Raw genomic sequence first — 14,735 nt, forward strand, 5'->3', positions numbered from 1 at the left:
GTACACCCTTCGTGCAGACAAAACCCGGATTTTCGAGGCGGGGCCGGACCGATCGCAAGACCTTGCCGCTCGCGGGGGGAAGAGGTTTCGAAACCTCTTCGCAAGGGCCTTCGAAGGCCCTTCCCGCGCGCGGGATGAGAGATGGGCGCCACGGATCGGAGGGGATCGGGGTTGGTCTGCCATCTCTGACGGTTGAACTGGTGGATGGTACAGGATGCCTCCGGCGGAGGTATTTGTGGCCAAGATGAAAAAGCGGGGCGCGTTAAGGTTAATCGGTGGTGAAGGCGGTTCGGATCGGCGACGATGCTTCGGGAGGGGCGTGGTTTCGGTTGGAGAGCTGACGTGAGACCTGCAGCCTGCGGACCAGATCCGCCACCCTTGTGGCATTATCCGGCGCGCGAGTGCCGTCGGGGCCTATGAGGTTGTTCTCGAACCCGATGCGGGCCTTGCCGCCCGCCGTGATCGCGGTGAGAAGGCAATCGGTTTCCTGCGGCCCGAAGGCGCAGGCGGCCCAATCGGGGTTACCCGGCAGCGTTCGGGCGGCGCGCAGGAACCCGGTCAGCATGTTCGGGATGGCGGGCTTCGGTGGTTGGTAGCGACCGAGCACAAAGAGGAGCTGCAGGGGCGTGGGGATTGCGCCCGCTGCCACGCGCTGTGACAGACATGTCACGTCGGCGGGGCTATAGAGGATATGCTGCACCGGGATGCCGGCCTCTGCTGCCCAGTGATAGAAACCGCTGGCGTCCGGGTCGTGACCGGAGTCAGGCCACATTTCGCCAAGCGCAACCGAGACGCCTTCGGGGCGCACCGCACGGACCACGGCGCGCTGGTCGGCGGGGCTGTAGCGGCCTGCGGCCTCGGTCGTGATTTGCACAGGCATGTCCGGCACCGCGCGGGCCATTTCGGCAATGAGTTCCCGGTAGAGGCCCGCGTCGAGGCTGTGCCCCCCTGACGCGTCGCGCACATGGGCGTGGAGCGCGCCTGCGCCTTCGGCATGGGCGGCGCGGGCGGTGGCGACCGTCTCGGCGATGGTCAATGGCAAAGCGGGGTGGTCGGCCTTTGTCTTGCGGGCCCCGTTGGGGGCCAGCATGATGTGCGGCAGCGATGTGAGGCGGGTCATTGGTTGAGCGCGGTCTCTACGGCGCGGGAAAGCTTGCCCACCAACTCGCCGATCTGGTCATCGGAAATGATGAAGGGCGGCGCGAGCAGGATGTGATCGCCCTCGCGCCCGTTCACGGTGCCGCCTGCGGGGTAGCAGATCAGGCCCTCGGCCATGGCCGCCTTCTTGACCTTCAGGTGAAGCTTTCTGGCCGGATCGAAGGGGCGTTTCGTGGTACGGTCCTCGACCAGTTCCACCCCCCGAAACAGTCCGCGCCCGCGCAGGTCGCCCACATGGGCGTGCTGGCCGAAGGTCTCGTGCAGGGCAGCCTGCAACACTTCCCCTTGTGCTTTCACCCGGTCGCAGAGGCCCCGGTTCACAATGGCGCTGACCACCGCGTGACCGGCGGCAGCGGCGAGGGGGTGGCCGTGATAGGTATGGCCGTGCTGGAAGCTGCCGGAGCCCTGTTCGATGGCCTGATAAATCTTGGACGAAGCCAGCATCGCGCCGATCGGGGCGTAACCCGCGCCGAGGCCCTTGGCGATGGTGACGATGTCGGGGGAGATCCCGTCGGCCTCGCAGGCGAACAGATGCCCTGTGCGACCCATGCCGCACATGACCTCGTCGAGGATCAGCAGCACGCCATATTGGTCGCAGATCTGCCGAATGCGCTTGAAATAGCCCTCAACCGCCGGAACAGCGCCTGCGGTGGCGCCCACCACGGGTTCCGCGATGAAGCCCATGACGGTTTCCGGTCCCTGCCGCAGAATTTCTTCCTCCAGCGCATTGGCGGCACGCTGGCCGAAATCCCATTCGCTCTCACCTTCCTGCCGCTCGCGGTATTCGAAACAGGGCATGATATGGTGGGTTTCCACCAGCAGGGGCGCGTATTTCTCGCGCCGCCAGGCATTGCCCCCGGCGGCCAACGCACCGAGCGTGTTGCCGTGGTAGCTCTGCCTGCGGGCGATGAGCTTGTGGCGCTGCGGCTGGCCGGTTTCGAGGTGGTATTGCCGGGCGAGCTTGATCGCGGCCTCCACCGCCTCTGACCCGCCGGAGAGAAGGTAGACCTTGTCGATACCGTCCGGCGCATTCGCGATCAGCAGGTCGGCGAGTGCCTCGGCGGGGTCCGAGGTGAAAAAACCGGTATGGGCGAAGGCAATCTTGTCCAATTGCGCGTGGATGGCGGCGCGTATGTCGGCGTCCGAGTGGCCAAGGCAGGACACCGCCGCGCCGCCCGAACCGTCGAGATAGGCGCGGCCTTCTGAGTCATAGATATAGCAGCCTTCGCCGCGCACAGCCGTGGGAAGGGGTCCGGGGCCACGCCCGAACATATGGGATGTCATCGGTCTATTCTCCGCGGACGACGAAAACGGATTGGGTGGCATGGCGCACGACGCGGGCGGCGTTGGGGCCAAGCAGGTAGTCTTTCAGCTCGGGCCGGTGAGACCCCATGACGATCACATCGGCACCGACGCGATTGGCGGCCTCGATGATCTGGTCATAGACGCGGCCATGCAGGACATGGGGGTGCACTTCTATTTCGTCGGGAACGTGAGCGTTGACGAAACCGGTCAGCTGCTCACCAACCTCGTGCATTGCCTTTTCTTCGAACCCTTCGGGAAAATAGCTGCCGACCACGGACATGCCGAAATCAGGGACGACGGTGGCGATATGGAGCACCGCGCCCTCATATTGCGCCAGTTTCACGGCGGCGGGCAGGGCCTTGGCCCAGGTGGCCTCGTCGGACAGGTCGATGGGCAGGAGGATGGATGTGAACATGGGTCTGGTCCTCAGAAGGCCGGTTTGGTTTGGCGGCGGCGTTGCAGCAGGATCACCAATCCGAGCAGCAGCAGGGCCGGAATGTAGAAGATCTGTTCGGGCAGGCGGTCGGCAGCTGTCTGAACCGAGGCGAGGCGCACGGGTTCGTCGGCGTAGAAGTCGAAATTGGCCAGAGTCTCGGCGGTATCAGAGCCGAACATCGGTTCATCAAGCCGCACCACATCGCCATCGGGGAAAAGCAGCAGGCCGCTGGCGTCAATGCGCTCTGCCGCGCTGCCCTCGCCCTCGATCTGCATGACGAGCGTGGTGGAGGTCATGTCGCCGGTGTTGAAGTCCGGCCCCTCGATCAGCAGGCGCAGGGACGATCCGTCATGGGCGGCTTCAACGGCAGCTTCGAACTCGGCTGGCGGCACGTCGCGGAACGGCGGCTGCACCATGTCGAGCCAGACATTCGGCACGAAGAGGGTGAAGGCCACCAACAGAAGCGCGGCGCTTTCATGGATGTAGCTCTTGGCGAGGAAATAGCCCTGCGTCGCGGCGGCAAAGAGCAGCATGGCGAAGGTGGCGATGACGAAGATGAACGCCGCCTGCCCGAAGCCCGCCCAGGTGCCCAAGTCGACGCCATAAAGGATGAGCGTCGGATTGAAGATGAACAGGAAGGGCAGCGCCACGGTGCGCAGGCTGTAGAAGAAGGCGGTGAAGCCGGTCTTGATCGGGTCGCCCCCGGACACGGCGGCGGCGGCGAAACTCGCCAGCCCCACCGGCGGGGTCACGTCGGCCATGATGCCGAAATAGAAGACGAAGAGATGCGCCGCTATCAGGGGCACAATGAGCCCTTCCTGCGCGCCGAGCGACACGACCACCGAGGCCATGAGGGACGAGACCACGATATAGTTGGCGGTCGTCGGCAGGCCCATCCCGAGAATGAGGGAGAAGATGCCGACGAAAACCAGCATCAGGATCAGGCTGCCACCGGAAAGCTGTTCCACGAGCCCGGCCAGTTCGGTGCCAATCGGCGTCTTGGTGACGATGGCCACGATGATGCCCGCGGCTGCCGTGGCAACCCCGATGCCGATCATGTTGCGGGCACCGGCAATCAGGCCCTCTTTCAGGTCGTCGAAACCGCCCTTCAGCTCGGCCATCATCTGCGCGCCCTGCCCCCGGAAAATCGCTTTCAGGGGCCGCTGCGTGACGATGATGAACAGCATCAGGCAGGTGGCATAGAAGGCCGATTTCGCAGGGCTTTGGCGTTCCACCATCAGGAACCAGACCAGCACCACGATGGGCAGAATGTAATGCAGGCCGGTGGCGTAGACCTCTGCCACCGTGGGCAGCTTGATCTCCTTGGCATTTGGGTCGTCGACCTCCAGATCCGGGCGCCTGGCGGCGATGGACACGAGCCACAGGTAAAGCACCGCCAGCAAGGCCATCATGATCGGACCGGACAGCGCCGGGGTGGCCGCCTTGAGCGCGCCGACGCCATAGATCAGCGCCGTAAAGCCCGCGCCCGCGACGGCGAAACCGATGAAGAACTTGACGATCATGCCGGTGAAGCTCTTGGCCTCCCCCAGGGCGGGCATGTCCTTTTTCAGCGCCTCCAGATGCACGATATAGACCAGCGCGATGTAGGAGATCACGGCAGGAATGAAGGCGTGCTTGATGACCTCGACATAGGAAATGCCGATGAATTCCACCATCAGGAAGGCGGCAGCGCCCATGACGGGGGGCATGATCTGGCCGTTTACCGACGAGGCGACCTCGACCGATCCGGCCTGTTCATTGGTGAACCCCACCCGCTTCATCAGCGGGATGGTGAAGGTGCCGGTGGTTACCACATTGGCGATGGAGGAGCCGGAGATCAGGCCGGTCATGGCTGACCCAACGACTGCCGCCTTTGCAGGCCCGCCGCGCAAATGGCCGAGACCCGCGAAGGCCAGCTTGATGAAGTAGTTCCCCGCGCCCGCCTTATCGAGCAGCGAGCCGAAGAGGACGAAGAGGAAGACGAAGGCGGTGGAAACGCCGAGCGGAATGCCGAAGACGCCAGCGGTATCAAGCCAGAGCGCGTTCATCAGCGAGGTGAAGGAGATGCCTTCATGCTCGATCAGTTCCGGGATCAGCCAGCCCTGCCCCATGTAGCCGTAAAGCGCGAAGACCGATCCGACGATGGTGAGAGCGGGGCCAAGCGCGCGGCGGCTGGCCTCCAGCAGGCAGATCATGCCGATGGCGCCGACGATCACCTGGGTTTGCGTCGGCAGGCCGGACCGGGCGGTCAGCGCCAGTTCATCGGAGAACCAGAAGACATAGAAGGCGGTGCCGCCTGCCGCCAAGGCCAGCAGCCAGTCGACAATCGGGATGTGATGGCGGGGGGAGGATTTGAAGGCCGGGTAGGCCATGAACGCCAGCAGTACGGCGAATGTCAGGTGGATCGGCCGGGTCTGCGAGGAGTTGAGAACCGGCAGGTATTCCCCGAACCAGAGCTGCGGTTGCGCAATCCAGAGCTGGAACAGCGACCACGCAAGGGCAAGGCCGGAGATCAGCAGCGCGATGGTGCGGTTCGACGGATCGCGTGCACCGCTGTCGGTGCTGGCCACCAGATCCTGAAGCTCCTCGTCAGAGAACTGGCGCCCTTCGCGCCCCTCGGTCGGTTCGGTCATCGCGCCACCCTCGTCACATCCTTGAAACGGAATTCTTTTTTGGTCCCCGCGGCACGCGAAGGCGCCGCGGGGCAGATCAGAAGGGGCCGATCACTCGATCAGGCCGGCCTCGCGGTAGTAGCGCTCGGCACCGGGGTGCAGGGGCGCGCTGAGGCCGTCATTGGCCATTTCCGCCGGGTCGAGATTGGCGAAGGCCGGGTGCAGGCTGCGGAACTGGTCGATGTTTTCCATCACCGCGCGGACGATTTCATAGACCACGTCATCGGGCACATCGGCGGAGGTGACGAAGGTCGCGCCGACACCGAAGGTCATCGTGTCTTCGTCATTGCCGCGATACATGCCGCCGGGGATGGTGGCGGTGCGGTAGAACGGGTTGTCGGCAACCAGCTGGTCCACTGCATCGCCAGTGACGTTCACAAGGACGGAGTCACAAGCGGTGGTCGCTTCCTGGATGGAACCGGAGGGGTGGCCGACGGTGTAGACCATCGCGTCGATGTTGTTGTCGCACAGCGCCTGGGACTGTTCGGCGGCCTGAAGCTCGGAGGCGATGGCGAAATCGTCCATCGTCCAGCCCATGGCCTCCATCAGCACTTCCATCGTGCCGCGCTGACCGGAACCGGGGTTGCCCACGTTCACGCGCATGCCCTGAAGGTCCTCGAAGCTGCTGATTCCGGCATCGGCGCGGGCGACCACGGTGAAGGGCTCGGGATGCACCGAGAAGACCGCGCGCAGGCCCTCGAAGGCGCCCTGCTCTTCAAAGCGCGAGGTGCCGTTATAGGCATGGTACTGCCAGTCGGACTGGGCCACGCCGAATTCCAGCTCGCCACCGCGCACTGCGTTGATGTTGTAGACCGAGCCGCCGGTGGATTCGACGCCGCAGCGGATGCCATGCTCGGACCGGCCCCGGTTCACCAGACGGCAGATCGCGCCGCCGGTCGGGTAGTACACGCCGGTCACGCCGCCGGTGCCGATGGTGACGAAGGTCTGATCCTGAGCCGATACAGCGCCCGCACCAAATGCAGTCGCGGCCGCCACGACGGCGCCAACCAAGTGTTTGTTCATGAATTCTCTCCCAATTGATCCGAAGTGAAACACGGATGCGGGTCAGGTGAAACAAATCATTGAAATTCGTCAAGACATAAATCAAACGTTCCAGAATGAAACAGTAACGGTCCCCTCGACATGACTCTCGACGATCTCAGGCAGGCCCTGGCCGAACAGGTTCACACCGCGTCCCCCAAGGTTTCACGCCTTGCTGCATGGGCTTTGGACCATCCGCAGGAGATGGCATTTCACTCGGTCCGGGCACTTGCGAAACGGGCGGATGTCAATGCAAACACGGTGTTTCGTCTGGCCGTAGCGCTTGGGTTTTCCGGCTACGAACCCTGCCGGACGGCCTTTCAGGCGGCTCTGAGGGGTGAAGGCGGGATGTATGGATCGCGGGCGAAACAGCTCCGATCCGGGGGAACGGTGGCCCTGACCGCCCGGATTCGCGAATCAGCCCACAAGAACCTCGACGCGCTGTTTTCCGAGGCGAATATCCAGCGGGTGAGCGAGGCGGTGGACCTGCTGGAAGCGGCAGAGCGCATCTTCGTCGTGGGTGTGCGCAGCTGTTTTTCGCTGGCCCATTACCTCAGCTATTCGGGCCGTATGGCGTTTGACAGCTTCGCGCCGCCTTTGAACGAGCCGGGCGGCATTGCCGATGCGATTACGTCCACGGGGCCGAATGACGTGGTGATCGTGATCACCTTCTCGCTCTATTCCTCCGAGGTCGTGCGCGCCTATGAGGCGGCGCTGGCGCGCGGGGCACGGGTCATCGCCATCACCGACAGCTATGTCTCGCCCATAACACGGGGGGCCGATGTGGTCTTTTGCCTGCCGATGGACGGGCCGCAGCCCCTGCCCTCGCAAGGAGCGTCCTTCGCGCTGGCCGAGGTGCTGGTGGGCGAGATGATCGCGCGCAGCGACACCGCCGCGCAGCGGATTGCCGATTACGAGGACCGGATGCTGGAATTCGGCGGCTACGTGCAGACCGCGCCCGGGGCGCGGCCCGAGGGATCAGGCTGAACGTTTGCCATAGTAGAGGCCGACCACATGCTCGGCCTCTGCGAAGAACAGCCAGCGCGAGGTGACGAGCCCCGCAACATGGGACAGCACAGCAAGCAGTCCCAGCAAATGACCCGCGCCGGGGATAATCAGCAGGACAACCGGCAGGCCGTAGCACAGCGTCAGCGCGATCATCCGCAGCTTGCGGGAATGCTTGCGGCCCACCACGTGGACGAATTCCTTGAGCAGGTAGTTTGTGCCGGTATGGGGCGGCTCGAACGCGCGGATATTACCGGGCGTGCCAAGGCCGGTGGCGGTGGCAAGGTTGGTGCCCGACTCCTTCAGTGCACTGTCCCCCACCTGCCAATGGGCGACCTGCACGGCGGCGGCCAGTGCCAATAGCGCGGCGGCGGCGGTCATCTGGCCCGCCAGCAGCGCGCCCCCCGCGATGGACAGCGTCAGCAGGTGAACCGGCGTCAGCGGCTGGTTCCAGCGTGGCACGGTCCTGAGCTGACCGTAGATCATCGAGGTGGAATAGACCGTGAGCAGCGACAGGGCGGCGCCGATCCAGCCGATCGCCGTCAGGCGGGTGTCGAGGAAGACGGCGCAGAAGGCATAGACCGCCATGACCAAGAGCGCCATGACCGACAGCCACGCCTCTCGGCTGAGCCAGCTGGTTTTCCACTGGGTGAACGCCTTCAGCGCCCGCTGCGGATTGCCCAGGTGGAAGGTCGAGGCCAAGAGCCCGCCCACGGCCAGCGCATAGGCGATGGCGTAGAAGACGAAGGCGACCCAGCCCGTGACCGGGGGAAATCCGAGCCCAAGAAACAGAAGCAGCCCGAAACCGAGGCCGGAAAAGCTGGTGAAGATGATGACGGAAGGTGCGGGATGCATCAGAGGCGCTCCAGTGCCTTGTCCAGCCAGCCGAGGAAACCCTTGGGGTCTTCGGCCACCGGTTCGAGGAAGGGGGCGAGGATGTCAAACTCCTCGGCGCGGTCCTGTTTCGGACGCGGCGGCAGGTACTTGTTGACGGGCTTCGTGCCCTGTTCGGGCATCAGATCCATTCCGCCACGCTCCGCCACCAGTTTCGACACGTCGCTGTCGGGGTCGCCCAGATCACCGAAATGGCGCGCACCCGCCGGGCAGGTGCGCACGCAGGCGGGCTGGCGGTCTTCCTCGGGCAGGTTCTCGTTATAGATCCGGTCGACGCAGAGGGTGCATTTCTTCATCACCCCTTCCAGCGCATCAAGCTCCCGCGCGCCATAGGGGCAGGCCCATGCGCAGAGGCCACAGCCGATGCAGGCGGTCTCGTTCACCAGAACGATCCCGTCTTCCTGCCGCTTGTAGCTTGCGCCCGTGGGGCAGACGGTGACGCAGGGCGCGTCTTCGCAATGCAGGCAGGATTTGGGGAAATGCACCAGCTGCGCGGGGCCTTCGGCTGGCGTGATCTCATACGAATGCACGCGGTTCAGGAACGTGCCCGAGGGATCGGCGCCATAGGCATCGGTATCGGACAGTGGCGCGCCATAGTTTTCCGTGTTCCAGCCCTTGCAGGAAATCACGCAGGCATGGCAGCCGACACAGGTGTCGAGGTCGATCACCAGCCCGAGTTTCTTTTGCGTGCTTGCGGGAAGCTCGGTCATGCGGCCTGCTCCTTGCTTGCGGTTTGAATGAACCCCGCGAGGTCGGCGGCAAACCGGTCCGGGTCTTCGAGGAAGGGGGCGTGGCCGATGCCGTCATAGGGCAGGTAGCGGCCATGGGGGATGGCCTTGGCGGCGGCCTCGCCCGTTTGGGGGGAGACGACCGTGTCGGCGGTTCCGTGGACCACGAGGCCGGGGCAGGTCATGGCCGCATAGGTCGGGCGCATATCCCAGTTGGCGGCGAAGAGCGCGCGGCGCGCGGTGGCCGGGCAGAGCATGTTGGCGGCGACCATGCGGCCATAAGTGTCGCGGTCGAGCGGCTTGGCCGTGCAGGCATCGACGAACCGCGCCGTGGCGGGGATGAGCCTCGCCAGATCGGTGGTGTAGAGATCGCGGTCGAGGCCGGGGCTGGCGGGGCCGACCATCCAATCTTCCCGCGCAGTGCCGATGGCGAGGATGCCACCGGCCAGAACCACGCCGGACAAATTCTTGTCGCCATAGGTGTCGAGGTAACTGGCTATCACGCGGCTGCCGTAGGACCAGCCGACGAGGGTGACGTTGCTGAGGTCATGCAGCGCAATGACGGCGGCGACGTCATCGGCCCAGAGTTTCGTGTCGGTATAGGCTGCCGGGTCTTCGGGCTTGTCGGAGGCGCCGTGGCCGCGCAGGTCCATGGCAACGATATGGAAGCGGTCCTTGAGCCGGTCGATCAGCGGATCCCAGCACAGCGATTGCTGCGCCCACCCGTGGATCAGCAGGATCGCGGGGTTGGCGGGGCTGCCCGCGGTATAGGTGGCGATGCGGGTGCCGTCGCTGCTGGCGATCTTCGCGGCGCTCATTTGCCCACCTTCCACGCGAGGTTCTGCGGCCCCTGCCCCACCGGCGAATTGATCGGCGGGTAGGCGGGTTGAGTCTCTTCGGGGGCGGCGACCTTCTCGATCTTCACGCGCAGGTCGAACCACGCGGCCTGACCGGTCACCGGGTCGGAATTTGCCCAGCGCATGCCGTCACCCTTGGGGGGCAGAAGTTCATGGATCAGGTGGTTGAGGAGGAAGCCCTTGGTCGCCTCCGGCGCGTGTTCATCCAGCGCCCATGCCCCCTTGCGCTTGCCGATCGCGTTCCACGTCCAGACGGTGTTTTCATTGAGTGCGGCCATATGGGCCACGGGGACCACGATGGAACCATGGGCCGACGTGACGCGCGCCCAGTCGCCTTCGCTGAACCCGTTCGCCTCCCAGATCTTGGTGGGCACATAGAGCGGGTTGCGGCCATGCAACTGGCGCAGCCACGCGTTCTGGGTGCCCCAGCTATGATACATCGCCATCGGCCGCTGCGTCAGGGCGTGGACCGGGAATTCCTCGGGGTCGACATGGCCATCCTCGAAGGGCGGATACCAGATCGGCAGCGGGTCCATGACCGTCTTGACCCGCTCGCGCAGATGCTCGGGCGGCTGACGCTCGCCATGGCCCTCGGCGGCCAACTGGAACCGGCGCATCGGTTCGGCGTAGAGGCTGAACAGGTAGGGCTGAGGGCTGTCGTAAAGCCCCATGCCGACGGCCCAGTCCTGATAGGCCTTATTCCAAGGTTTGAAATAAACCGCCTCATCGGGGATGTGTTCCACGAAGAAGCCGCCATTCTCGATATAGCGGTTCAGCTGGTCGGGGTTGGGTGCACCCCGCCCCTTCTCGCCTCCATCGCCCCGGAAGCCCGCCAGCGGGCCGATGCCGGGTTTGCGTTCGTGGTTCACGATGTAGTCGGCGTAATCCTTGTACTTGGCGCTGCCATCCTCGTTGACGAAGGCGGGCATGCCGAGGCGCGCGCCAAGGTCCACCAGCACCGACTGGAAGCCGCGCACGTCACGGTCGGGTTCGATCACCGGCCAGCGGATCGCGTCTGCCGCCGCATCGGCCTCGCAGATCGGGCGATCGAGCAGGCTGATACAGTCGTGCCGTTCCAGATAGGTCGTGTCGGGCAGGATCAGGTCGGCATAGGCCACCATCTCGGAACTATAGGCATCCGAATAGATGATGCGCGGGATAACGTAATCGCCGTTTTCGTCGGTGTCCGTCAGCATCTTCATGACGCCCGACGTGTTCATGGACGAGTTCCACGACATGTTCGCCATGTACATGAACAGCGTGTCGATCTTGTAGGGATCGCCCGCGTAAGCGTTGGAAATCACCATATGCATGAGGCCATGGGCGCTCATCGGGTTTTCCCAGGTGTAAGCCTTGTCGATCCGTGCCGGGCTGCCGTCTTCTTTCAGGCAGAGGTCATCGGGGCCCTGCACATAGCCCAGATGCGGGCCGTTCAAAGGCTTGCCGGGGGTGACGCCGCAATGGGGTTTCGGGTGCGCCTCGGTCGGTTTCGGATAGGGCGGCTTGAAGCGGAAGCCGCCGGGCACCTCGACGCTGCCCAGAAGGATTTGCAGCATATGCAGCGCGCGGCAGGTCTGGAAGCCGTTGGAATGGGCGGAGATGCCTCGCATGGCGTGGAAGCTGACCGGGCGGCCGATCATCTTGTCATGTTTCACGCCCCGGAAATCGGTCCAGGGCTGGTCGATCTCGATCTCTTCCTCGAAGGCCACGCGCGCCAGTTCCGCCGCGATATGGCGGATGCGGGTGGCGGAAATGCCGACGCGGTCGGCCACGGCCTCGGGCGTGTAATCCTCGGACAGGTAGCGTTCGGCCAGCAGTTGGAACACCGGGCGGTGCGTGACCCCGGCATTCCGCCAAGAGCCTGCCAGATCGGGCACCACATCGGGATCGTCGAAGGGCGCGGGCTTGCCGCTGCGGCGGTCGAGGACAAGCATCTTGCCATCCTCATCGCGCAGGAGCAGGCCATGTTCGGGGGAGCTTTCGTCGCCATTCACCAGCACCGGCGCGTTGGTGTAGCGGCGCAGGTAGTCAAGGTCGATCCGGCCCGCCTTCAGCAGGCAGTGGATGAGCGACAGGATGAAGAGCCCATCCGTGCCGGGCGTGATCCCCACCCATTCATCGGCAATCGCGTTATAGCCCGAGCGGATCGGATTGACGCCGATCACCTTGGCGCCGCGCGCCTTGATCTTGCCCAACCCCATCTTGATCGGGTTGCTGTCGTGATCTTCCGCCACGCCGAAGATCATCAGCAGTTTCGTATGGTCCCAGTCAGGCTGCCCGAATTCCCAGAACGCGCCACCCATCGTGTAGATGCCGCCCGCCGCCATGTTGACGGAACAAAACCCGCCATGGGCTGCGAAATTGGGGGTGCCGAAGTTCTGCGCCCATAGGCCCGTAAAGCTCTGCGACTGGTCGCGCCCGGTGAAAAACGCCAGCTTCTCGGGGTCATCTTCGCGGATCGGCTTCAGCCAGGAGACGGCAATCTCCAGCGCCTCGTCCCAGGTGATTTCCTCGAACTCACCCGACCCTCGCGGGCCGACGCGTCTCAAGGGCGCCCGCAGGCGCGAAGGCGCGTTGACTTGCATGATGCCCGCCGAACCCTTGGCGCAAAGCACACCCTTGTTCACCGGGTGGTCGCGGTTGCCCTCGATATAAGCAACCTTGCCGTCCTTCATATGCACGTTGATGCCGCAGCGGCAGGCGCACATGTAGCAGGTGGTCTTGCGGATCTCGTCCGACACTTTCGGGGAGAGATCAATCGCCGGTTGAGTATGGGCCATGTGCTGTCCTGTACCTTCCTGCAGGAATTCCTGTTCTTCATTTCCGCCGCTCCGGGCGACCGGATCACAAAAGATTGCCTCTTGCCAGAACGTTTTGCCGGATTTTTGGTAACGATGCTTGACCCGTCAAGCGAGGACCAGTCTTTTAGGGGCGATATGGCCAGATTTTTTGTAAGCGCTTACATTTTGTCGCAGCGGGCGGCCCTGGTCGGGGGGCTTTTGGCGCTGTCATCCTGCATGCCAGTGGGCGAATCGCCCGGCAACCGGGCCTGTATTCCCGCCGGTGACAGCACTCCCATGGTGCAAAGAGAGGTCTTTCGACCGGGGGCGGTGACAGTGGCAGCGGTCGGCGACGTCCTGATGCATATCTTCCTTCAGGAAGAGGCCGCCGCTCAACCGGAAGGATTTGCCGACCTGCTGCGCCCCACAGCCCCCTATCTGGCAATCGCCGATCTGACCGTGGCCAATCTGGAAGGCCCCGCCGCGCGCAACGTCCTGCCGGGAGGCGGCGAACGCGTACTGCCGGATCACGTTCTGACCGACGGGGTGGTCTATTCCGGCTACCCGACTTTCAACTTTCACCCGTCGCTGGTCACCGACCTGCGCGACAGCGGTGTCGACGTGATCCAGACCGCGAACAACCACGCGATGGATCGCGGGCCTCTGGGGGTGGACAGAACGCTGGAAGCCCTCGATGCCGCTGGCCTTCCCCATACCGGCACAAGGTCCCGCGCGGCCCCAGACGCCCCGTGGCACGCCGTCGTCAGCGCCGGGGGCGCGCGGATCGCATTCCTCGCCTGTTCCTATTCCACCAATGGCCGGGCCGATCCGCATCACCAGGTTCTGCTGTGCTACCGCGATGAGGCTGAGCTTCTTGCCACCATCCGCACCCTGCACGCAGAGCCCGCCATTGATGCGGTGATCTTCCTGCCGCATTGGGGCAATGAGTATGTCCAGACCCCCGATGCCAACCAGCGCCGCCTTGCCCGCGCCGCGATGGAGGCCGGAGCCGCCGCCGTCATCGGCACCCATCCGCATGTGCTGCAACCGATCGAGCCGGTGATGACTTCTGACGGGCGGCAGGGTTTCGTGGCCTACTCGCTCGGCAATTTCATCTCGTCGCAATGGGCGCTTCCTCAGCGGTCTTCGGCCATTCTCTATTTCGACCTGATGCCCGGCCCGAACGGGCTTGAGGCGCAGATGCCCGCCTATCTGCCGACCCGCGTGACCCGCTATGTCTCGGGCACCTATGTGCAGCCCGCCGAACAGGCCGTGGACGGACAGCAGAGCCTCGCCCATGTGGCGCAGGTTCTGGGGCGCGACGGTGTTCTGAGCCTGGCTGACATCGCCCGCCTTCAGGGCCGCCCGATCTGCGCAACGGGCGGCTGACGCGACGCAGGTGCTTGCGCCGCCGCGCGGCCCATGTAACCCTGACCATCTGATCAAAAACGGACCCGACGGGATGACCCAGACGACCCTAGAGACGACGACCACGGCGGCGGGCCTGCCGCAGGTCAGTGACCCGCGCAATCCCGGCATGCCGCTGGACATGGACTGGGTGATGGGCGCGCAGGCCAACACCTCGGCCATCGAGCGGCGCTGCGCCACCCTGCCCGGCCGCCGGACGGTGAAGAAAGAGTATCAGGCCGCGTGGCTGGCCCGCGCGATTTCCTGCATCGACCTGACGACGCTGGCGGGCGACGACACGCCGGGCCGGGTTAAGCGGCTCTGCGCCAAGGCGATGCAGCCGGTTCGGGCGGATTTGCTGGAGGCGATTGGGTTGCCGACCCTCACCACCGGCGCGGTCTGCGTGTATCACGAGATGGTGCCCGTGGCGGTCGAGGCGCTGGCGGGGTCCG

11 protein-coding genes and 1 pseudogene are annotated in these 14,735 nt (G+C 64.6%); 3 read left to right on the forward strand and 9 right to left on the reverse strand.

Annotated elements, in window-relative coordinates:
• Positions 1-268: 268 nt before the first annotated feature.
• From BKY26_RS04375 to BKY26_RS04395, 5 genes are all read right to left on the reverse strand, one after another.
• Positions 269-1,120 (reverse strand): beta-keto acid cleavage family enzyme, encoded by an 852-nt coding sequence (locus BKY26_RS04375; protein WP_071689188.1) that lies wholly within the window; start codon positions 1,118-1,120, stop codon positions 269-271.
• Positions 1,117-2,442 carry an aspartate aminotransferase family protein gene (locus BKY26_RS04380; RefSeq protein WP_071689189.1) on the reverse strand — a complete coding sequence of 442 codons (1,326 nt, stop codon included), beginning with the start codon at positions 2,440-2,442 and terminating at the stop codon, positions 1,117-1,119. Before BKY26_RS04380 ends, BKY26_RS04375 begins: the two co-directional genes overlap by 4 nt.
• 4 nt (positions 2,443-2,446) lie before the next feature.
• Positions 2,447-2,878: a universal stress protein gene (locus BKY26_RS04385; RefSeq protein WP_071689190.1), complete on the reverse strand. Its 432-nt coding sequence runs from the start codon at positions 2,876-2,878 to the stop codon at positions 2,447-2,449.
• An 11-nt stretch (positions 2,879-2,889) separates the two neighbouring features.
• Positions 2,890-5,532 carry a TRAP transporter permease gene (locus tag BKY26_RS04390; RefSeq protein WP_071689191.1) on the reverse strand — a complete coding sequence of 881 codons (2,643 nt, stop codon included), beginning with the start codon at positions 5,530-5,532 and terminating at the stop codon, positions 2,890-2,892.
• Positions 5,533-5,622: 90 nt separating this feature from the next.
• Positions 5,623-6,594, reverse strand: a complete 972-nt coding sequence (locus BKY26_RS04395) for a TAXI family TRAP transporter solute-binding subunit (protein WP_071689192.1) — start codon at positions 6,592-6,594, stop codon at positions 5,623-5,625.
• A gap of 120 nt (positions 6,595-6,714) precedes the next feature.
• On the opposite strand from BKY26_RS04395, the gene BKY26_RS04400 reads away from it, so the two are divergent.
• Positions 6,715-7,599, forward strand: a complete 885-nt coding sequence (locus BKY26_RS04400; protein ID WP_071689193.1) for a MurR/RpiR family transcriptional regulator — start codon at positions 6,715-6,717, stop codon at positions 7,597-7,599.
• On the opposite strand, the gene BKY26_RS04405 is transcribed toward BKY26_RS04400, so the two are convergent.
• The 4 genes from BKY26_RS04405 to BKY26_RS04420 are packed head-to-tail and all read right to left on the reverse strand — an operon-like array spanning position 7,591 to position 12,876.
• Entirely contained in the window at positions 7,591-8,472 is an 882-nt protein-coding gene (locus tag BKY26_RS04405; RefSeq protein WP_071689194.1) for a dimethyl sulfoxide reductase anchor subunit family protein, read from the reverse strand. The two genes, BKY26_RS04400 and BKY26_RS04405, sit on opposite strands and share 9 nt — an antisense overlap.
• Entirely contained in the window at positions 8,472-9,221 is a 750-nt protein-coding gene (locus tag BKY26_RS04410) for a 4Fe-4S dicluster domain-containing protein (RefSeq protein WP_071689195.1), read from the reverse strand. The genes BKY26_RS04405 and BKY26_RS04410 overlap by 1 nt, the downstream gene beginning before the upstream one ends.
• Positions 9,218-10,057: an alpha/beta fold hydrolase gene (locus BKY26_RS04415; RefSeq protein ID WP_071689196.1), complete on the reverse strand. Its 840-nt coding sequence runs from the start codon at positions 10,055-10,057 to the stop codon at positions 9,218-9,220. Before BKY26_RS04415 ends, BKY26_RS04410 begins: the two co-directional genes overlap by 4 nt.
• A complete protein-coding gene (locus BKY26_RS04420) occupies positions 10,054-12,876 on the reverse strand; it encodes a molybdopterin oxidoreductase family protein (RefSeq protein ID WP_071689197.1) in 2,823 nt (940 codons plus the stop codon). The genes BKY26_RS04415 and BKY26_RS04420 overlap by 4 nt, the downstream gene beginning before the upstream one ends.
• Positions 12,877-13,113: 237 nt before the next feature.
• Between BKY26_RS04420 and BKY26_RS04425 the strand changes: the two genes are divergently transcribed.
• Positions 13,114-14,265: a CapA family protein gene (locus tag BKY26_RS04425; RefSeq protein ID WP_158514298.1), complete on the forward strand. Its 1,152-nt coding sequence runs from the start codon at positions 13,114-13,116 to the stop codon at positions 14,263-14,265.
• A gap of 73 nt (positions 14,266-14,338) precedes the next feature.
• Positions 14,339-14,735 (forward strand): annotated as a pseudogene (locus tag BKY26_RS04430) (deoxyribose-phosphate aldolase); the annotation flags it as partial.

It is taken from the genome of Nioella sediminis, from assembly GCF_001879695.1.
Taxonomy (GTDB): domain Bacteria; phylum Pseudomonadota; class Alphaproteobacteria; order Rhodobacterales; family Rhodobacteraceae; genus Nioella; species Nioella sediminis.

Coding starts and splice junctions, on each gene's coding strand:
- BKY26_RS04405 (WP_071689194.1), bottom strand. CDS start 8,472: ATGCATCCCGCACCTTCCGTCATCATCTTCACCAGCTTTTCCGGCCTC.
- BKY26_RS04415 (WP_071689196.1), bottom strand. CDS start 10,057: ATGAGCGCCGCGAAGATCGCCAGCAGCGACGGCACCCGCATCGCCACC.
- BKY26_RS04380 (WP_071689189.1), bottom strand. CDS start 2,442: ATGACATCCCATATGTTCGGGCGTGGCCCCGGACCCCTTCCCACGGCT.
- BKY26_RS04420 (WP_071689197.1), bottom strand. CDS start 12,876: ATGGCCCATACTCAACCGGCGATTGATCTCTCCCCGAAAGTGTCGGAC.
- BKY26_RS04395 (WP_071689192.1), bottom strand. CDS start 6,594: ATGAACAAACACTTGGTTGGCGCCGTCGTGGCGGCCGCGACTGCATTT.
- BKY26_RS04375 (WP_071689188.1), bottom strand. CDS start 1,120: ATGACCCGCCTCACATCGCTGCCGCACATCATGCTGGCCCCCAACGGG.
- BKY26_RS04400 (WP_071689193.1), top strand. CDS start 6,715: ATGACTCTCGACGATCTCAGGCAGGCCCTGGCCGAACAGGTTCACACC.
- BKY26_RS04410 (WP_071689195.1), bottom strand. CDS start 9,221: ATGACCGAGCTTCCCGCAAGCACGCAAAAGAAACTCGGGCTGGTGATC.
- BKY26_RS04425 (WP_158514298.1), top strand. CDS start 13,114: ATGCCAGTGGGCGAATCGCCCGGCAACCGGGCCTGTATTCCCGCCGGT.
- BKY26_RS04390 (WP_071689191.1), bottom strand. CDS start 5,532: ATGACCGAACCGACCGAGGGGCGCGAAGGGCGCCAGTTCTCTGACGAG.
- BKY26_RS04385 (WP_071689190.1), bottom strand. CDS start 2,878: ATGTTCACATCCATCCTCCTGCCCATCGACCTGTCCGACGAGGCCACC.